18 protein-coding genes are annotated in these 17,591 nt (G+C 72.6%); 2 read left to right on the top strand and 16 right to left on the bottom strand.

From position 1 onward, the window contains the following. Window positions 1-86 precede the first annotated feature (86 nt). The 16 genes from dinB to hisI form a co-directional block, all read right to left on the bottom strand. A complete protein-coding gene (gene dinB, locus B0I28_RS03140) occupies window positions 87-1,331 on the bottom strand; it encodes a DNA polymerase IV (RefSeq protein ID WP_425433421.1) in 1,245 nt (414 codons plus the stop codon). A gap of 157 nt (window positions 1,332-1,488) precedes the next feature. Then, window positions 1,489-2,685, bottom strand: coding sequence for an alkaline phosphatase family protein (locus B0I28_RS03135; protein ID WP_106362330.1), 1,197 nt, complete (start codon window positions 2,683-2,685; stop codon window positions 1,489-1,491). Between the two features lie 107 nt (window positions 2,686-2,792). Then, window positions 2,793-3,455 carry a response regulator gene (locus B0I28_RS03130; protein ID WP_106362329.1) on the bottom strand — a complete coding sequence of 221 codons (663 nt, stop codon included), beginning with the start codon at window positions 3,453-3,455 and terminating at the stop codon, window positions 2,793-2,795. Further along, a complete protein-coding gene (locus B0I28_RS03125) occupies window positions 3,452-4,594 on the bottom strand; it encodes a sensor histidine kinase (RefSeq protein WP_106362328.1) in 1,143 nt (380 codons plus the stop codon). The genes B0I28_RS03130 and B0I28_RS03125 overlap by 4 nt, the downstream gene beginning before the upstream one ends. Before the next feature lie 98 nt (window positions 4,595-4,692). Continuing rightward, window positions 4,693-5,454 carry a class I SAM-dependent methyltransferase gene (locus tag B0I28_RS03120; RefSeq protein WP_181245614.1) on the bottom strand — a complete coding sequence of 254 codons (762 nt, stop codon included), beginning with the start codon at window positions 5,452-5,454 and terminating at the stop codon, window positions 4,693-4,695. Window positions 5,455-5,643: 189 nt separating this feature from the next. After that, window positions 5,644-6,420, bottom strand: a complete 777-nt coding sequence (locus tag B0I28_RS03115) for a WecB/TagA/CpsF family glycosyltransferase (protein WP_106362327.1) — start codon at window positions 6,418-6,420, stop codon at window positions 5,644-5,646. Next, on the bottom strand, window positions 6,420-7,403 hold the full coding sequence (locus B0I28_RS03110; protein WP_106362326.1) for an NAD-dependent epimerase/dehydratase family protein: 984 nt from the start codon (window positions 7,401-7,403) through the stop codon (window positions 6,420-6,422). The genes B0I28_RS03115 and B0I28_RS03110 overlap by 1 nt, the downstream gene beginning before the upstream one ends. 39 nt (window positions 7,404-7,442) lie before the next feature. Further along, complete coding sequence (locus B0I28_RS03105; RefSeq protein WP_106362325.1) at window positions 7,443-8,405, bottom strand: hypothetical protein; 963 nt, start codon at window positions 8,403-8,405, stop codon at window positions 7,443-7,445. Window positions 8,406-8,438: 33 nt separating this feature from the next. After that, window positions 8,439-8,927 (bottom strand): GNAT family N-acetyltransferase, encoded by a 489-nt coding sequence (locus tag B0I28_RS03100; RefSeq protein WP_106362324.1) that lies wholly within the window; start codon window positions 8,925-8,927, stop codon window positions 8,439-8,441. 18 nt (window positions 8,928-8,945) lie between these two features. Beyond that, entirely contained in the window at window positions 8,946-10,100 is a 1,155-nt protein-coding gene (locus B0I28_RS03095; protein ID WP_106362323.1) for an FAD-dependent oxidoreductase, read from the bottom strand. A 30-nt stretch (window positions 10,101-10,130) separates the two neighbouring features. After that, window positions 10,131-11,177, bottom strand: a complete 1,047-nt coding sequence (gene lgt, locus B0I28_RS03090; RefSeq protein ID WP_342761184.1) for a prolipoprotein diacylglyceryl transferase — start codon at window positions 11,175-11,177, stop codon at window positions 10,131-10,133. 80 nt (window positions 11,178-11,257) lie between these two features. Then, on the bottom strand, window positions 11,258-12,046 hold the full coding sequence (gene trpA, locus B0I28_RS03085; protein WP_106362321.1) for a tryptophan synthase subunit alpha: 789 nt from the start codon (window positions 12,044-12,046) through the stop codon (window positions 11,258-11,260). After that, on the bottom strand, window positions 12,047-13,255 hold the full coding sequence (gene trpB / locus B0I28_RS03080; RefSeq protein ID WP_106362320.1) for a tryptophan synthase subunit beta: 1,209 nt from the start codon (window positions 13,253-13,255) through the stop codon (window positions 12,047-12,049). It abuts the gene before it with no gap. 18 nt (window positions 13,256-13,273) lie between these two features. Further along, window positions 13,274-14,080 (bottom strand): indole-3-glycerol phosphate synthase TrpC, encoded by an 807-nt coding sequence (trpC, locus tag B0I28_RS03075; RefSeq protein WP_106362319.1) that lies wholly within the window; start codon window positions 14,078-14,080, stop codon window positions 13,274-13,276. After that, window positions 14,077-14,664 carry a Trp biosynthesis-associated membrane protein gene (locus B0I28_RS03070; protein WP_106362318.1) on the bottom strand — a complete coding sequence of 196 codons (588 nt, stop codon included), beginning with the start codon at window positions 14,662-14,664 and terminating at the stop codon, window positions 14,077-14,079. Before B0I28_RS03070 ends, trpC begins: the two co-directional genes overlap by 4 nt. Further along, a complete protein-coding gene (gene hisI / locus B0I28_RS03065; RefSeq protein ID WP_106362317.1) occupies window positions 14,661-15,077 on the bottom strand; it encodes a phosphoribosyl-AMP cyclohydrolase in 417 nt (138 codons plus the stop codon). Before hisI ends, B0I28_RS03070 begins: the two co-directional genes overlap by 4 nt. Between hisI and B0I28_RS03060 the strand changes: the two genes are divergently transcribed. Together B0I28_RS03060 and B0I28_RS03055 are read left to right on the top strand one after the other, a co-directional pair. Further along, window positions 15,076-15,744, top strand: coding sequence for a RibD family protein (locus B0I28_RS03060; RefSeq protein ID WP_106362316.1), 669 nt, complete (start codon window positions 15,076-15,078; stop codon window positions 15,742-15,744). The genes hisI and B0I28_RS03060 overlap by 2 nt on opposite strands. A gap of 87 nt (window positions 15,745-15,831) precedes the next feature. Beyond that, entirely contained in the window at window positions 15,832-17,589 is a 1,758-nt protein-coding gene (locus B0I28_RS03055; RefSeq protein WP_106362315.1) for a BCCT family transporter, read from the top strand. The last annotated feature ends 2 nt before the right edge of the window (window positions 17,590-17,591 follow it).

Here is a 17,591-nt window from a genome sequence, read left to right as displayed (position 1 = left end):
TTCGCCCGAGGCGGAAGGCAGTTCGTCCTTGAATCGGTGCGTTCTGGCCTCGGAACCCCAGGCGGGGACCCCCGGTGCGGCGGCGCTCACCTGCCGGGGTTCCCAGCGTCGCGGGTGTCTACACGCGAGTCACGCCGCGCCAGCCTCCCCGCGGACCCGACGGCCCCCTTCCCGAACTTCTCCCGCGCCTTGTCCATCACCGTTTCGATGTCGCGCCAACCGTGTTCGGGCTCGCCGAGCGCCACTTGGCGGCCGACCGCGGCGGACTCCACAAGGTGGTCGAGCTTCACGCCGATGAGCCGCACCGGCGCCGTCGCGGCCGCGTCGGCCATCTCGCGGGCCGCCTCGTAGATCTCCCGGCCCACGTCCGTGGGCGCCGCGAGCATGCGCGAGCGCGTGATGGTGCGGAAGTCCCCGAACCGGATCTTCACGGTCACCCCGCGCCCGGCCCAGCCCGCCGCCCTCGCCCGCGACGCGACCTTCCGCGACAGCTCCAGCAGCACCGGCCCCCACACGGCGCCGTCGGGCGCGTCGTGCCCGAACGTGGTCTCGTTGCTGATGGACTTCTCGATGCGCTCGGGGCTCACGGGCCGCGGGTCGATGTTCCGGGAAAGCGCGTACAGGTGTTCGGCGCTGGCCGTGCCCACGGACGAGGCGAGACTGTCGACATCGAGCCGCGCCAGGTCCCCCACCGTGCGCATGCCGAGGCGCTGGAGCTTCTCGGCGGTCTTCTCGCCGATCCCCCACACGGCGCGGATCGGCAGCCGGTGCAGGAACTCCAGCTCCGTCTCGACCGGGACGACGCCGAGGCCGTCCGGTTTGACCGCTTCCGAGGCGAGCTTCGACAGGAACTTCGTGGAGGCGATCCCGACGGTGCAGGTGATCCCGTGCTCGGCGCGGACGCGCTCGCGGATCGCGCGGGCGATCTGGACGGGCGAGCCGATGAGGCGGCGGGCCCCGGCGACGTCGAGGAACGCCTCGTCGACCGAGATCGGCTGCACATGGGGCGTGTACTCGCGGAAGACCGCCATGATCTGCCGCGACACCTCCCCGTACGAGGTCGTGGGCGTCATGAACACCCCGTGCGGGCAGCGGCGGCGCGCGATCACCATCGGCAGCGCCGAATGCACCCCGAACTTGCGGGCCTCGTACGACGCGGCGGCGACGACCCCGCGCGGGCCGAGCCCGCCGACGATCACCGGCTTCCCGCGCAGCGACGGGTCGCGCGCGACCTCGACGGACGCGAAGAAAGCGTCCATGTCAACGTGAAGGATTGACACTTCGTCATCGGACAGGTCGGGCCCGATGAAGCGATCGACGTCACTGGTCACAGCCGAATCGTAACCAGCAGGACCGACAGTTCGTTCTTCTCAGTGCTGAGCGCTCCGTCTCCTCGCCGCCGCGAGGATGAGCCCGAAGCTTCCATCTCGATGTGCATGACGCCGAGTTTCGCCCCGCTACCGCGGGGATTTCCGGGTGGCGGGGCGCTCAGCCCGCCCGGTAGGTCCACAGCGGGACGGCCATCTCCGCGGCCGTGAGGCCTCCGTGCTGGCCGATGAGGCGCGCGACGTGCGGCGGCTCGCCTTCGACGCCGACGACCGCGAACGTGCCCTTGCAGGCCACGACCAGGTCGCCGACGCGCTCGCGGGCCGCGTCGGTGACCTTCGGGCCGAACCAGCCGCGGTCGACGGCCTCGTCGCGGTCGATGAGCTCAGCGCGGTCCCCCACCGCGGCGGCCCACGCGGCGCGCACGTCCTCGACCGCGCCCGGCAGCGCGTACAGGTACCGCATTCGGCCGTCGCCGCCGATGACGTCGACCCCTTGGAGCAGGTCGGGCCGCTGGTCGACGTGGAGGCGGTCGGTCACGTTGACCATGCCGTGGTCGGCGGTCACGAACAGGGCCGCGTCCCGCGGGAGGCCGGTGAGGATGCCGTCGATCGCCTCGCTGACCTCGGCGACCGCTTCGAGCCAGTCCGGGGATCCGATGCCGTGGAAGTGCCCGGCCGTGTCGACGTCCGGCAAGTAGGCGTAGACGAGGCTCCGGTCGGCGCGCGCCAGCCCGGCCACCGTGCCCTCGGCAACCTCGCGGGGGCTGATCGCCGGGAGCCAGTCGGCGCCGCGGTAGATCGCGCGGGTCAGGCCGGTGTCGCGGAACGCGCCGTTGGAGACGATCGTGCAGGCCACGCCGTCGGCGCTGGCGCGCTCGAACGCGGTCGGGCCCGGCTGCCAGGCCTCCGGGTCGGGGCTGGAGCCGTCCCAGCGGATGTGGGTGACCAGGTCGCCGGTGTCGGGGACGCGGACGGTGAACCCGATGATGCCGTGCTCGCCGGGAGGGAGGCCGCAGGCGAGGGACGCGAGGCTGATCGGGGTGGAGGAGGGGACGGTCGCGGTGATGGGGGTGAGAGTGCCGAGTTCGCCGTGGTGGACGGCGCCGATGGTGGCGCTGGCTTGGGCGGCCTGGCCGAGGAGGTGGTAGCCGAAGCCGTCGAGGAGGAGGACCGCGATGCGGCGGACGCCGTCGAGCTCGCCGCCCCTGCCGCCGGTGCCGCCGCCGCGCAGGAGGGCCGCGGCGCTGCCCGCTGGCTGCGGAACCCCAAGGGCCGCAAGGGCGGTGGGCATGACATCGGCGAGGGTGCCGGTGCCGTAGGCGGGTCGGGTGTCCGCCAGGTACGGGCTCGAAGGCATGGCAAGAGGCTAGCCGGTTTCGTGTCGTTTCGGCCACAAGCGGGTCCGGTATACCGGAATGGCGGCGCGAGTGGACGAGAACGGGCGGGGACCGTCTAGGACAGGCCCTAGGTCTCGGGGATGTCGAGGCCCGAGCGGTAGGCGATGGCGACGAGGCCGGCGCGGTCGCGGGCGCCGAGCTTCGCGAGGAGCTTGCCCACGTGGGTGCGGACGGTGGCGGGGCTGATGAACAGGCGCTCGCCGATCTCGTCGTTGGGCAGGCCGGTGGCGACCCAGCGGAGGATCTCCTGCTCGCGTTCGGTGAGGTCGCCGAGGTTGGGGTGGGGGCGGGCGCCGCCGGTGCCGCGCTCGGCGTAGGCGTCGATCACCTTGCGGGTGACGTCGGGGCTGAGGAGGGAGTCCCCGGCGGCGGCGAGGCGCACGGCGCGCAGGAGGTCCTCGGGCGGGGCGTCCTTCATGATGAACCCGGCGGCGCCGCCCGCGAGGGCCTCGAAGATGTACTCGTCGATCTCGAAGGTCGTGATCATGACGACGCGGGTGCCGGACAGCGACGGGTCCTTCCCGATGCGGCGCAGCACTTCGAGGCCGTCGAGGCCGGGCATGCGGATGTCGAGGAGGGCGACGTCGGGCTTGATGCGGCGGATGACCTCCCAGGCTTCGCGGCCGTCCTCGGCCTCGGCGGCGACGTGGATGTCGTCCTCGTCCTTGTAGAGGTTGCGCAGGGCCATCCTGATGAGGCTCTGGTCGTCGGCGATCACGAGTTCGATCATCGCGCTTCCTTACGGTCGTAAGGGATGTGGGCTTTCACGGCGAAGCCGCCGCCGGGCCGGGGCGCCGCGGTGAAGGCGCCGCCGCCGGCCTGGACGCGCTCCATCATGCCGGTGACGCCCTGGCCCATCCGGTCGGGGTGGAGGGGGCCGCCGCGGCCGTCGTCGAGGATGTGGACGCGCAGGGCCTCGGGGTCGCAGGCGATCTGGACGACGGCCTTGGTGGCGCCGGAGTGGCGGATGACGTTGGTGAGGGACTCCTGGACGACGCGGTAGGCGGTGGCGGCGACGTTCACGGGGACGGCGGCGGGGTCGCCGGTGAGCTGGTACTCGACGGGCAGGCCGCCTTTGCGCACGCCGTCGACGAGCGCGGCGATGTCGCTGATCGCGCCGGTGGGCCGCAGTTCGGGGGCCTGGCCGCGGCGCAGGGGCGCGAGGGTCGCGCGGAGGTCCTGGAGGGCGAGGTTGGAGGCCTCGCGGATGGCGCGGAGGTTCTCGACGACGCCTTCGGGGGTGCCCGCGTGCTTCTCGGCGGTGTGGAGGGCGACCCCGGCGTTCATGGAGACGACGGCGAGGGAGTGGCCGACGACGTCGTGGATCTCGCGGGCCATCTCGACGCGCTCGTCGGCGCGGTAGCGCTCGCGTTCGGCCTCGCGCTCGCGGGCCCGGGCGCGGCGGGCCTCGCGGGCGATGCGGCCGCCGACGGCAGGGATCGCGAGCCACAGGAGCGCGATGGTGGCGATGAACCACAGGCTGCGGCCGGGTTCGACGGCCTGGTGGAAGGCGACCGTGTAGACGTAGAGGACGCCGAGCGCGATGGCGAGGGCGCGTACTGACCTGGTGAACGCGTAGAAGAACACGGCGACGGCCGGGAGCATGAACACCGGGCCGGGCGGCAGGTCGAGGTACAGGTAGACCGAGAGGCCCGCGACGGTGCCCGCGAGGGCGGCCTCGGGCGAGAGGCGGCGGACCGCGAGGAACGCGGCCATGGCCCAGATGAGCGCGAACGCGACGGGCTCGGGCCGGTGGCCGTCGTTGGCGCCGACGGTTCCGCCGGAGGCGAGGAGCGCGAGGAGGACCGCCAGGCCGATGTCGAAGACGGGGGCCGGGAGGCGGGGCCGGGTCGCGTTGGTGGTGGTCACAGGCTCAAGGCTACGGTCCCGGTGCCGCGGCGGCGTGGTCCCGGCGGCGTAATCGCCTCTACGTCGCTGAGCGTAGGCGCCGAGCCCGGCGGCTCCGGTCAGCGCATGGGCTTGCGGGCGAGCAGGTGGATGCGGGTGGCCATGTCGCGGAAGGGGACGCGGGCGGCGGTGGCGAGCTCGAACTCGCGCAGGGCCTCGCCGGTGGCGTTCTCGGGGACCTGGACGAGGTCGCCGACGACGCCGACGCCGTGGACCTGCTCGGTGACGAGCCCGGAGCCGCCGACGAGCGCGGTGAGCGTGGCGGTCTCGAAGCGGCGCTTGAGGGTGTCGCGGCCCTCGGCGACGCCGTCGATGTCGGTGAGGAGGTCGAGGGCGGTCCCGAACTGGCCGGAGAGGGCCTTGCCGAGGACGGCGGCGATGCGGTTGGCGACGAGCACGGAGACGGCGCCGCCGGGGGCGCAGACCTTCGCGAGGGCGTCGAGCGCGGTGTCGGGGTAGTCGACCATCTCCAGGACGTTGTGGCACAGGACGAGGTCGGCGGAGGCGGGCTCGGCGACGTCGGGGAGCTCGTCGGCGTCGGCCTGGACGGCGATGAGCCGGTCGGTGACGCCCGCGTCGGCGGCCCGCTGGCGGAGGGAGGCGAGGGCGTTGGCGCTGGGCTCGACGACGGTGACGTCGTGGCCGAGCTCGGCGAGGGGCACGGCGAAGCCGCCGGAGCCGCCGCCGACGTCGAGGATGCGCATGGTCGCGCCGGTCCCGGCGGCGAAGCGCTCGATCTCGGCCGACAGGACGGACCACACGACGGCGATGCGGGGGTGGCGGGGCGCCTTGGCGCTCTCTTTCGGCATGTTGTCGACCATGCGGCACAGCCTAGCGCCGACCGTGCGGGAGGGTCAGGCGAGCAGGCGGGTGAGAAACGTGAACGGAGGGTCCCGGCAAATCGGACATCGCTGGGCCCCCGGTCAAAACCCTGGCACGGGGGTACGACATGGTCGCTGGACGGCATCGCCGCCCGGCCCTGTCGGGGCCGGACGGCGATCAGGTGTCGTCTAGTCGCGCAGGAACGGCGGGCGCTTGCGGATCTGGCGCAGGTAGGCCGGGTTGTTCTGGAAGTACCTGCGCCACAGGCGCTTCGGTTCCTTAGTGAGGCGGTAGAACCATTCGAGGCCGTTGCGCTGCATCCACGGGGGGGCCTGCGGGACGAGGCCGGCGTGGAAGTCGAAGGCGGCGCCGACGCCGAAGAGGGCGGGGGCGTTGAGGCGGTCGCGGTGGGCGGCCATCCAGCGCTCCTGCTTCGGGGTGGACAGGCCCACCCACACGAGCTGGGCGCCGGAGTCGTTGATGCGCTTCACGATCGCCTCGTCCTCCTCCTCGGTGAGGGGGCGGAACGGCGGCGAGTACATCCCGGCGAACTTGACGCCGGGGATGCGCTCGGCGAGCTTCTCGGCGAGGAGCTCGGGGACGCCGTCCTTGCCGCCGTAGAGGAACGAGGACCAGCCGCGCTCGGCGGCGCGGGCGAGGACGTTGAGCATCAGGTCGGGCCCGTAGACGCGGTCCATCCAGTCGGCCCCGGCCTTGTGCCCGGCCCACACCATCGGCATGCCGTCGGGCGTGGTCAGCCCGGAGGCGTTGTGGATGGCGAGGAGCTCGGGGTCCCGCTGGGACTCCATGACGCCGTGGACGCCGGTGACGCACACGTAGTGGCGCTCGCCCTCGTCGACCCAGCGGGTGACCTCGTCGAGGGCCATGGCCTGGTCGACGGTGGAGACGCCGACGCCGAGGACGTCGACGCGGCGGAGCCTCGGCTGTGCTTTCTCAGCTGCCATTACGCGGCGAGCTTGGCCTTGACCTGGTCGTAGACCCACGCGTAGGTCTTCGCCATGCCCTCGCGCAGGGAGATCGAGGGCTCCCAGCCGTAGTACTTCTGGATGAGCGTGTTGTCCGAGTTGCGGCCGCGCACGCCCAGGGGGCCGTCGATGTGCTTGAGCTCGATGTCGATCCCGGCGATGTCGGCGACCAGGTAGTACAGGTTGTTGATCGTGGTCAGCTCGGAGGAGCCGAGGTTGAGCGGCTCGGTGACGTCGCCGCGGGTGAACATCTTCGTGCCGTGGACGCAGTCGTCGATGTACGTGAACGAGCGGGTCTGCTCGCCGTCGCCCCAGATCTCCACTTCCTTCTGCCCGGTGAGCGCCGCGACGGCGATCTTCCGGCAGGTCGCGGCGGGGGCCTTCTCGCGGCCGCCGTCCCACGTGCCCTCGGGGCCGTAGATGTTGTGGTAGCGGGCGATGCGGGTCTGGAGGCCGAAGTCCTCGCGGAAGTGGCGGCACATGCGCTCGGAGAACAGCTTCTCCCAGCCGTAGCCGTCCTCGGCGTCCGCGGGGTAGGCGTCCTCCTCCTTCAGGGGCGCGATGTTCGCCTCGGTCTGCTTGTACCCGGCGTACACGCACGCGGAGGAGGAGTAGAAGAAGCGCCCGACCTCGGCGTCCTTGGACGCCATGAGCATGTGAGTCGAGGGCAGGACCGAGAGCATGCACAGGGCCTTGTTGTTCTCGATGAAGCCCATGCCGCCCATGTTGCACGCGAGGTTGTAGACCTCGGCGGCGCCGTCGCCGACGGCTTCGCGGCAGTTCGCGAGGTCGGCGAGGTCGCGCTGGAGGTTCTCGACTTCGCCGTGGACCTGGTACCACTCGTCGAGGGGCTTCACGTCGACGGCACGGACGGTCTTGCCCTCGGCGAGGAGGCTCGCCACCAGGTGCCCGCCGATGAACCCACCGGCTCCCGCCACTACCGCGTCCACGCTTGCCGCCATCGTCACTCCTCATGATTCCGGGTACGGGGAAGAATTGCTTCAGCCTACCCGCCGCGTTTCCGCGCCCACCAGCCGGGAAATGGGGTGTAAGTCACCGTCATGGCTGGATTCGGACACCTCGTCACCGGCGGTCGCGAGGAGCGCCGGGGACGTGACGACGCTCAGCCCCGGGTCCGCGTCCCCGGCGATGACCGGCTCGAAGCGCGAGGCCACGCAGTACAGGTGCACGGGCGGATCGCCGAGGAGCCGCTTGACGTAGCGCAGGCGCTTGAGCTGGCGTTCGACCATGCGGAAGCGCCAGCGGACGGTCCCGAGCGCGAGCGCCTCGCCCTTCTCGTCCCAGGTGGCGAGCTCCAGGGTCCGCATCTGGCGGAACCGCGGGTCGGGGACGGTGATGCGCGTCGCCGTCGCGGCGCCGGTGGCCTCGCGGGCCCATTCCCGGGTGAGGTTGAGGAACTCGGGGCGGCCGACGTACCGGTCGAAGCGGGCGCGGTTGCGGCGCCACAGCGGCTCCGCGATGCGGCCCCGGCGCCACCGGTCCAGGTGCGGGCGCAGGACCGCGTAGTGGAAGCGCGCCAAGCGGTCCGTGAACATCCAGAAGGGATTGTCCGGGTCGAGGGGGTTCGCGGCGGGCGCGATGAGCCCGGCCGCTTCGAGGCGCGGCAGGAGCGCGGTCAGGTCGGCCTCGCTCAGCCGGGTGCCGGTCCGCAGGTCGTACAGGGTGCGGGGGCGGACCACGACGAGCGAGAGGACGGCGTCCTCGGCCTCGTCGGGGGCCTCCCCGAGCGCGGCGGCGGGGGCGCCGTCGACGGCCGCGAAGTGCGGGGTCTCGGGCGTGAGGAAGCCCTGCATGAGCCAGCCGTCGACCTGCTCGAAGCGCTGCGGGAGCGGCGCCGGGGACTGGAGCAGGACGGGGTCGGCCCCGGTGAGGGCGTGGACGGCGACCGCGGTCTCGGGGTCGGCGATTCCCAGGGAGCGAATCGACTCGCGCAGTTCGTTCATGGTGAGAGCGATGCTACTCGGAGGCCGCGAAGGTCACAGCTCGCGGAACATGAGGTGCATGTCGACCAGGCCCTTCGACGGGTGCCGGAACGTCGCGGGCAGCAGCGCGAGCGTGCGGAAGCCCAGGGAGTGCCACAGCTCGACGGCGGCGGTGTTCGTGGCGACGACGGCGTTGAACTGCATCGCGGCGAACCCGTCGGCCTTCGCGCGGGCCAGGGCGGCCTCGCCGAGGGCCCGGCCGAGGCCCCGGCCGCGCACGGCCGGGTCGACCATGAAGCCCGCGTTGGCGATGTGCGCGCCGCGGCCGGGCTGGTTCGGGTGGATCTCGGCGATCCCGGCGACGCGGCCGTCCGCTTCGGCGACGAGCGCGCTCGCGGGCGGCTCCTTCTCGATCCAGTAGGCGCGCAGGCGGTCCTCGGGGGTGCCCGGCTCCCACACGAAGTGCTCGCCGGACTCGATCACGGGCCGGGCGAAGGCCCACACGGCGGGCCAGTCCTCGGGGCGGGCGTCGCGGATCTCCATGGGCACCAACCTATCGGGTCAGCGGGGCGGCTGCCAGTCGGCGAGGGACGCGGCCTGGCTCTGCACCCACGAGTCGGGGACGGCCCGCAGGAGCCCGCGGGTGACGCCGCGCCCGCCCGAGGCGATCGTGTGGACCCGGCGCGAGAGCCGCGCGACGCGCTTGATGCGCGGCAGGCGGGCCCGGTCGTAGGAGGCGAGCGCGTCGGGGATCGACTCGGGGGTGCGGCGCAGCGCCCAGCCGAGGGTCACGGCGTCTTCGAGGGCGAGGCTGCCGCCCTGGGCGAGGATGGGCGCGACACCGTGCGCGGCGTCGCCCATGAGGACGAGGCCGCCGTTCCCGGCGCTCTGGTGGAGCCTGGACGGCACGGGCCAGACGTAGCGGACGGACTGCTGCGTCAGCTCCGAGGGCCGGGTGGCGGCGATGTACTTGCCGACGGGCGGGGGCCAGTCGGCGAACCAGCGGTTGATCAGCTCGTGCTGGATCTGCGGGGACTCCGGGCGCATCCCGCCGGGGACCGTGGCCCACCAGCAGGCACCGGCGTGGCCGAGGTCGCCGTAGCCGAAGCGGCGGCGGTCGGGGCCGTAGATCTCGACGGCCTCGGCGCCCCGCTCGGGGGCGCGGTGGGCGGGGATGGTGCCGCGGAAGACCACCACTCCGGCGTCCACTGTGGGCGACCCGGGGGCGATGAGGGGGCGGGTCGGGGAGTCGATGCCGTCGGCGGCGACGACGAGGTCGGCGTCCCAGCGGCGGGCCTTGTCCCCCGCGGCGGGGTCGACCATGTCGATCCGGTCGACCTGGACCGCGGGGTGGACCTCGACGGAGTCGCCGAGGCGCGACACGAGCGCCTCGTAGAGCATCGCGTTGTGGACCATGACGGACGGGGTGCCGTCGTCGGCGCCGAGCATGGCCCCGGCGAACGACGAGGACAGGCGCTCCTCGTTGCGGATCTCGAAGCGGTCCACGGGGGTCCCGGCGGCGTCGAGGGTCGCGTCGACCCCGAGCGCGCGCAGGGCGCGCACGCCCGAGGCCCACAGGATCATCCCGAGGTCGTCGCCTTTGAGGCGCTCGCGCCGCTCCAGCAGCGCCACCCGCCAGCCGAGCTTCGACAGCACGATCGCGCTGGCGAGCCCGGCGACGCCGGCGCCGACGACTACGGCTCTACGGTTGTGCATCTGGACCTGCCCGGGGGGAAGCGGTATCGGTCAGCCGTCGTCGCGGGTCTTGCCCGCTTCGGCCTGGGGTTCGTCGGACGGCTCGTCGGCGACGCCGTCCTCCTCGGGTCGAGTGTCCTCGGTTTCGTCGGATTCGGGGGTCCCGGCGTCGTCGGCGCCGGCGGGCGGGGCGAGCAGGACGCCCTTGGGGAGGGCGCCGTCGACGTACCCGGCCTCCTTCGCGGCCTCGGAGTTCCAGGCGACGGCGATGCGCTCGGCGCCTTCGTAGACGAAGACCTGGCGGGTGCCGCGGGCGATGAGCAGGTAGGCGACGGCGGCGACGACCACGATGATGCTCATCCACTGGTTCAGGCGCAGCCCGAACATGGCTTCGGCGGGGTCGATGCGCAGGCCCTCGATCCAGAAGCGGCCGATGCCGTAGAGGGCGACGTAGAGGGCGACGGCGCGCCCGGCGCCGAACTTGAAGCGGCGGTCGGCGAGCCACACGACGAGGGCCACGCCGAGGTTCCAGAGGAGTTCGTAGAGGAACGTGGGGTGGAACGTCGAGTAGTTCTCGTACCCGTCGACGCGGTGGCCCAGGTCGATCTGCACGGCCCACCAGGCGTCGAGGGGCCTGCCGTACAGCTCCTGGTTGAACCAGTTGCCGAGGCGGCCGATCGCCTGGGCGACGGGGATGCCGACGATGATGGCGTCGGCGACCATGGTGAACGGGAGCTTGAGCTGGCGGCAGCCGAGCCACACGCCGACGCCGCCGAGGAGGATCGCGCCGGGGATGCCGAGGCCGCCCTCCCAGACCGCGAGGATCTTCCACGGGTCGCCTTCGGGCCCGAAGTAGGCGTCGGGGCTGGTGAAGACGTGGTAGAGGCGGCCGCCGACGATGCCGAAGGGCACCGCCCACACGGCGAGGTCGAGGACGGCCCACTCGGGGGCGCCGCGGCGGCGCATGCGCGCCTCGGCGATCCAGCAGGCGACGACGATGCCCGCGATGAGGCAGAGGGCGTAGGCCCGGATGGGGACGGGGCCGAGGTGCCAGACCGACTCGGACGGGCTCGGGATAGAAGCAAGGTCCACGGGCATAAACCTAACGGGTGAGGGCGGCAGGGCCGGACGCGGGCATAGAGCGGCCCCGCAGGCTGTGCCTGCGGGGCCGGTGCGGTCTAGCGGCGGACGCCTTCGGCGAGGTCCGCGGTGAGGTCCGCGAGGCGCTGGTGGCCTGCGGGGATGTCGTCGGCGTCGAGGTAGCAGTTGACGATCGCGGAGCCGACGATGACGGCGTCCCCGTAGGACGCGATCTCGGCGGCCTGGTCGCCCGAGCGGACCCCGAGGCCCACGCCGATCGGCAGGTCGGTGTGGGCGCGGGTGCGGCGCACCAGTTCCGGCGCGGCAGCGGAGGTCGCGGCGCGGGCGCCGGTGACGCCCATGACCGACTGCGCGTACACGAAGCCGCGGCAGGCCTCCACCGTGGACGCGATGCGCTCCTCGGTGGAGGAGGGCGCGACGAGGAAGACCCGGTCGAGGTCGTGCTCGTCGGACGCGGCGATCCACTCCTGTGCCTCGTCGGGGATGAGGTCGGGCGTGATGAGCCCGGCCCCGCCCGCGGCCTTGAAGTCGCGCGCGAACCGGTCGACCCCGTAGCGCTCCACGAGGTTCCAGTAGGTCATGACGAGGATCGGGACGCGCCCGGAGACGGCCTCGGTGACCTCGAAGACCTGCCGGGTGCGGAAGCCCTGCGCGAGCGCCTGGTCGGCGGCCCGCTGGATCGCGGGGCCGTCCATGACCGGGTCGGAGTAGGGCAGGCCCAGCTCGATGATGTCGGCGCCGTGGTCGATCATGATCTCGACGGCCTTGATGGAGTCGGCGAGGGTCGGGAACCCGGCCGGGAGGTAGCCGACGAGCGCGGCGCGGCCCTCGGCCTTCGACTTCGCGAACGCTTCGGCGGCGCGCATCTACTGTGCTCCCTGCTCTTGAAAGGCACCGTCGTAGCCGTAGTACTCGACGACGTTGCCCATGTCCTTGTCGCCGCGGCCCGAGAGGTTCACCAGAACGCGGGCGCCCGGCTCCAGGCCCTTCGCGAGGCGCAGCGCCCCGGCGAGGCCGTGCGCGGACTCGATCGCGCAGATGATGCCCTCGGTGCGGGCGAGCTTCTCCAAGGCGGCCATGGCCTCGGCGTCGTCGACGGGCTCGTAGTGCGCGCGGCCCGTGGCGGCCAGGTGCGCGTGCTCGGGGCCGACGCCCGGGTAGTCCAGGCCCGCGGAGATCGAGTGCGACTCGATGGTCTGACCGTCCTCGTTCTGGAGGACGAACGTGCGGGCGCCGTGGAGGACGCCGATCTGCCCGGCGGTGATGGTCGCGGCGTGGCGGCCGGTGTCGTAGCCGTCGCCGCCGGCCTCGAAGCCGTACAGCTTCACATCGTCGTCGAGGAACGCGGTGAAGATCCCCATCGCGTTCGAGCCGCCGCCGACGCACGCGGCGACGACGTCGGGGAGGGCCCCGGTGCGCTCCAGGAACTGGGCGCGGGCCTCGTCGCCGATGCCGCGGCAGTAGTCGCGCACGAGCATCGGGAACGGGTGCGGGCCGCCGACCGAGCCGATGAGGTAGTGGGTGCCGTCGACGGTGGCGACCCATTCGCGCAGGGCCTCGTTCATGGCGTCCTTGAGGGTCCGCGACCCGGTCGTGACGGGCACGACCTCCGCGCCGAGGAGCCGCATCCGGGCCACGTTCAGGGCCTGGCGGCGGGTGTCCTCCTCCCCCATGTACACGGTGCATTCGAGGCCGAAGTAGGCGGCTGCGGTCGCGGAGGCGACGCCGTGCTGGCCCGCGCCGGTCTCGGCGATGATGCGGGTCTTGCCCATGCGCTTGGTCAGGAGCGCCTGGCCGAGCACGTTGCGGATCTTGTGCGCGCCGGTGTGGTTGAGGTCCTCGCGCTTGAGCCAGACCTCCACGCCCGCCTCTTCCGAGAGCCGCTCGGCGAGGTACAGCGGGGACGGCAGGTTGCCGTACTCGCGGCCGAGCTTGTCGAGTTCCGCGAGGAACCCGGGGTCGGCCATCGCGGAGGCGTGGGCCGATTCGAGCTCGTCGAGCGCGGCGATGAGCGCTTCGGGGACGAACCGCCCGCCGAATTCGCCCCAGTGGCCGCCGGGATCTGGATTGGGCAAGGTTCTCCCCTTCGCGTGCTAGATGGGTCTGGGCGTCGCCGGGTGCGAGCCGGCGGTGACCAGCTCGCGGACGGCGTCGCGCGGGCTCTTCTGCTTGACGACCCCCTCGCCGACGAGCACGGCGTCGGCGCCGGCGCTCGCGTAGCGGATGAGGTCCCGGGTGCCGCGGACGCCGGACTCGGCGACCTTCACGACGTCCCGGGGCAGGCCCGGCGCGATCCGCTCGAACACCGAGCGGTCCACTTCGAGCGTAGTCAGGTCGCGCGCGTTCACGCCAATGACTTTGGCGCCCGCGCGCATCGCCCGGTCGGCCTCGTACTCGGTGTGGACCTCGACGAGCGCGGTCATGCCGAGCCCGGTGATCCGCTCGTGCAGGGACACGAGCGTGTCCTGGTCGAGCGCGGCCACGATGAGCAGGACCAGGTCCGCGCCGTGGGCGCGGGCCTCCAGGACCTGGTAGGGGGAGACCACGAAGTCCTTGCGCAGCACCGGGATCTGGACCTTCGCGCGCACCGCGTCGAGGTCGTCGAGGCTGCCCTTGAAGTAGGACTGCTCGGTGAGCACGGAGATGACCGAGGCGCCGCCCGCGGCGTACTCGGCGGCCAGGACGGCCGGGTCGGGGATGTCGGCGAGCGCGCCCTTCGAGGGCGAGGCCCGCTTCACTTCGGCGATGACGCTCACGCCGCCGGTCTTGAGGGCCGCGTACCCGTCGAGCGGGGCCCGCGCGGCCTCGGCGCGCTCGCGGATCGCCTCGATGGGGGTCTCGGCCTCGCGCCGTTCGAGATCGGCGCGGACTTCGGTGATGATCTGCTCCAGCACGTTCATCTACGCGGTCCTTTCTGCGGCGCCGATGCCGTGATATTAGGCGACGAGGGGTCCCGGCCCGAGTCGAGGGCGTTCCACAGCGACACGGGGTCCTCTGCTATGGCCTGGTCTCCGGAGCCGTCCCCGGCGGTCTCGTACCGGTCGGTCGCGGGCCAGCCGCCCGCCCGGGCGGTGGTCCACGCGCCCGCGGCGGCGAGGACCAGGGCCGCGGCGGCGAGCGTGATCGGCCACGCGCCGGACGTCAGGTGCAGGATGCCGCCGAGCGCGGCGGCGAGCCCGGCGAGCGCGGCGACGGCGCCGAGGACGCGGCGGGCGCGGTTCCCGGTGGCGAGCATCGCGAGGAACGCGGCGCCGCCCGCGAGCGCGCACGGCAGCGCCCACGAGGCGAGGTCGGTCCCGGACTGGACGGTGGTGGCGGTGATCCCGGCGTGCCCGGTGTCGGCGGTGGAGGTCCAGCCGCGGGAGGCGGCGAGGGCCCCGAGGGCGGCGGCGAGGATGCCGGCGAGGATCACGCGGGTGCGCTCGGCGGCGCGGTCGGGCGCGCCGGAGGCTTCGGCTTCGGGGGTCTCGGGCGCGTCGCTCATGCGATCTCCCTCCCGGTGAAGCAGGTGCGGGTGCCGGTGTGGCAGGCCGGGCCGGTCTGGTCGACCTGGAGGAGGACGGTGTCGCCGTCGCAGTCGGCGGCGACGGAGAGGACCGCCTGGTGGTGCCCGGAGGTCTCGCCCTTGACCCAGTACTCGCCGCGGCTGCGCGACCAGTACGTGGCCTTGCCGGTGGCGAGGGTGCGCCGCAGCGCCTCCGCGTCCATCCACGCGAGCATGAGGACTTCGCCCGTGTCGTGCTGCTGCGCGATCGCGGGCACGAGCCCCTCGGCGTTGAACGCCAGGCCCTCCAGGGCCGCTTCTCGACCTTCCACGGTTATCGATTGTGATCGCACCGCGGCGCGCGGTGCCACCCGGGCCCGTCGGGGAGTGAATCGTGGGATTCTCGGGGGCATGGAGCGCCCGTATGTCATCCTTTCGGCCGCCGTGAGCCTCGACGGGTTCCTCGACGACGACTCGCCCGAGCGGCTCATCCTGTCGAACGCCGAGGACTTCGACCGGGTCGACGCGGTACGCGCGGAGGTGGACGCGATCGCGGTCGGGGCCGGGACGGTGCGCGCGGACGACCCGCGGCTGCTGGTGCGCTCGCCGCAGCGGCGGGCGGCGCGGGCCGCGGCGGGGCGGCGCGAGTCGCCGCTGCGGGTCGTGTTCTCGCCTTCGGGGGAGCTGGACCCGGGGGCGCGGCTGTTCGCGGCCGGGGACCCGGTCGTGGTGTACACGTCGGCGGCGGGGGCCGCGGTGTTCGCGGTGGGCCCGGAGGCGGCCGAGGCGGTGGCGACCGGGGACCGGGAGGTGGACCTGCGCGCGGCGCTCGCGGACCTCGCCTCGCGCGGGGTGGCGCGGCTGCTGGTGGAGGGCGGGGGGACGGTGCACACGGCGTTCCTGTCGGCGGACGTGGTGGACGAGCTGCACGTGGCGGTGGCGCCGTTCCTGCTCGGCGAGCGGGGGGCGGCGCGGTTCACGTACCCGGCGCGCTTCCCGCAGTCCCCGGCGCGGCCGCTGCGGCTGGTGGAGGCGCGGCCGCTCGGGTCGGTGGCGCTGCTGGTGTACCGGCGCGATTGAACCCCCGGCGCAGGCGATTCGGCCGGATCAGACTGATTGGTCCCTTATGGTGGCTTGAGTCCCCGTTCGATCCGAGAGGAGCGCGCCATGTCCGCGAGCGACACGCCGACCGATCCCGAGCACGTCGAACCGGAGGAGGCGCCGCCGCCGGAGCGCCCGATCGAGGACGAGGAGCGGCAGGCGACGCTCCCGGTGGACAAGCCGGTGTTCTGGACGGGCGCGATCGTGACGCTCGCGGTGATCGTGGTCGGCGCGGTCTTCCCGAAGCAGTTCGAGGACGGTTCGACGGCGGCGCTGAACTGGGTCATCTCGAACTTCGGGTGGCTGTTCATCATCGCCGCGAACATCTTCGTGGTGCTGGCGATCTACATCGCGGCGAGCCGGTACGGGAACATCAAGCTCGCGGCGTCCTCCGACGAGGAGCCCGAGTTCGGGACGCTCCCGTGGATCTCCATGATGTTCGCCGCCGGGATGGGCATCGGCCTCATGTTCTACGGCGTGGCCGAGCCGCTGTCGCACTACGTGGACCCGCCGCCGCCGCTCCAGCTCAACCCCGACAACCCGTTCTACACCGACCAGCTCCAAGAGGGCGCGCTGGTCTACTCGTTCTTCCACTGGGGCCTGCACCCGTGGGCGATCTACGCCGTGGCCGGGCTGGCGCTGGGCTACTCCACGTTCCGCAAGGGCCGCGGCAACAACATGAGCGACGCGTTCGAGCCGCTGACGGGCGGCAGGCGGTGGGGCCCGGCAGTGGGCCGCACCGTGGACCTCCTCGCGGTGTTCGCGACCGTGTTCGGGACCGCCGCGAGCCTGGGCCTGGGCGCGCTCCAGGTCGCGGTGGGGCTGGGGATCGTCGCGGGCGTGGAGGACTCGAAGTTCCTGGAGATCATCGTGATCGTGGCGCTGACGGCGGCGTTCGTCGCGTCGGCGTTCTCGGGCGTGCACCGCGGCGTCAAGTGGCTGTCGACGACGAACATGGTCATGGCGCTGTTCCTCATCGTGTTCGTGTTCTTCGCGGGCCCGACCCTGTTCATCCTCGACGCGTGGCCGAACGCGGTCGGCGGGTACCTGGCGAGCCTGACGAACCTCTCCAGCGTCACCGGCGCGTTCGGCGGCGCGGACTGGATGGCCGCGTGGACGATCTTCTACTGGGCGTGGTGGCTGTCGTGGGCGCCGTTCGTCGGCACCTTCATCGCGCGCATCTCGCGGGGCCGCACGATCCGCCAGTTCATCGTCGGGGTGCTGCTCATCCCCTCGACCGCCTCGACGGTGTGGTTCGCGATCCTCGGCGGCACCGCGCTGTGGAAGCAGGGCAACGGGACCGACTACAGCGACTCGCTCGGCAAGGGCGAGGAGTACGCGCTGTTCGCGCTCCTCGACTCCCTGCCGCTGTACAGCCTCATGTCGGGCCTGTCGATGGTCCTCGTCGCGATCTACTTCGTGACCGGCGCCGACTCGGCGTCGCTCGTCCTCGGGTCGCTGTCGAGCCGCGGCTCGCTCGCGCCGAAGAAGCCGCTCGTCGTGTTCTGGGGCTCCACGATCGGCGCGGTCGCGGCCGTGCTGCTCCTGTCGGGCGGCCTGGAGGGGCTCAAGAACGCGACGATCATCGTGGCGCTGCCCTTCGCGATCGTCATGCTCGCGCTGTGCGTCTCGCTCATGAAGGAGCTGACGACCGACCCGGCCGCGAACGTCCTGCGCCACCACATGCGCCAGAAGGGCTTCCGCGACGCCATCCGCCGCATCGTGGGCGAGGAGGTCGACACCCGCACGGCCGTGCGCAACCCGTGGGGCCGGGCCCGCATGAAGTACGGGGTCGGCGGACGCCGGACCGGACCGGAGGAATAGGA

It is taken from the genome of Glycomyces artemisiae (genome assembly GCF_003002955.1).
Lineage (GTDB): Bacteria > Actinomycetota > Actinomycetes > Mycobacteriales > Micromonosporaceae > Glycomyces > Glycomyces artemisiae.
Note: the sequence above shows the minus strand (reverse complement) of the source record. Positions and strands in the feature narration are given on the sequence as shown.

Bases quoted from the DNA above. Each gene is read 5' to 3' on its own strand.
- B0I28_RS03130 (WP_106362329.1), bottom strand. From the start codon at position 3,455: ATGATCGAACTCGTGATCGCCGACGACCAGAGCCTCATCAGGATGGCC.
- B0I28_RS03120 (WP_181245614.1), bottom strand. From the start codon at position 5,454: ATGGTCGACAACATGCCGAAAGAGAGCGCCAAGGCGCCCCGCCACCCC.
- B0I28_RS03135 (WP_106362330.1), bottom strand. From the start codon at position 2,685: ATGCCTTCGAGCCCGTACCTGGCGGACACCCGACCCGCCTACGGCACC.
- B0I28_RS03055 (WP_106362315.1), top strand. From the start codon at position 15,832: ATGTCCGCGAGCGACACGCCGACCGATCCCGAGCACGTCGAACCGGAG.
- B0I28_RS03100 (WP_106362324.1), bottom strand. From the start codon at position 8,927: ATGGAGATCCGCGACGCCCGCCCCGAGGACTGGCCCGCCGTGTGGGCC.
- B0I28_RS03110 (WP_106362326.1), bottom strand. From the start codon at position 7,403: ATGGCGGCAAGCGTGGACGCGGTAGTGGCGGGAGCCGGTGGGTTCATC.
- trpA (WP_106362321.1), bottom strand. From the start codon at position 12,046: ATGCGCGCCGCCGAAGCGTTCGCGAAGTCGAAGGCCGAGGGCCGCGCC.
- B0I28_RS03115 (WP_106362327.1), bottom strand. From the start codon at position 6,420: ATGGCAGCTGAGAAAGCACAGCCGAGGCTCCGCCGCGTCGACGTCCTC.
- trpC (WP_106362319.1), bottom strand. From the start codon at position 14,080: ATGAACGTGCTGGAGCAGATCATCACCGAAGTCCGCGCCGATCTCGAA.
- lgt (WP_342761184.1), bottom strand. From the start codon at position 11,177: ATGCCCGTGGACCTTGCTTCTATCCCGAGCCCGTCCGAGTCGGTCTGG.
- B0I28_RS03095 (WP_106362323.1), bottom strand. From the start codon at position 10,100: ATGCACAACCGTAGAGCCGTAGTCGTCGGCGCCGGCGTCGCCGGGCTC.
- B0I28_RS03060 (WP_106362316.1), top strand. From the start codon at position 15,076: ATGGAGCGCCCGTATGTCATCCTTTCGGCCGCCGTGAGCCTCGACGGG.
- hisI (WP_106362317.1), bottom strand. From the start codon at position 15,077: ATGCCCCCGAGAATCCCACGATTCACTCCCCGACGGGCCCGGGTGGCA.
- B0I28_RS03070 (WP_106362318.1), bottom strand. From the start codon at position 14,664: ATGAGCGACGCGCCCGAGACCCCCGAAGCCGAAGCCTCCGGCGCGCCC.
- B0I28_RS03105 (WP_106362325.1), bottom strand. From the start codon at position 8,405: ATGAACGAACTGCGCGAGTCGATTCGCTCCCTGGGAATCGCCGACCCC.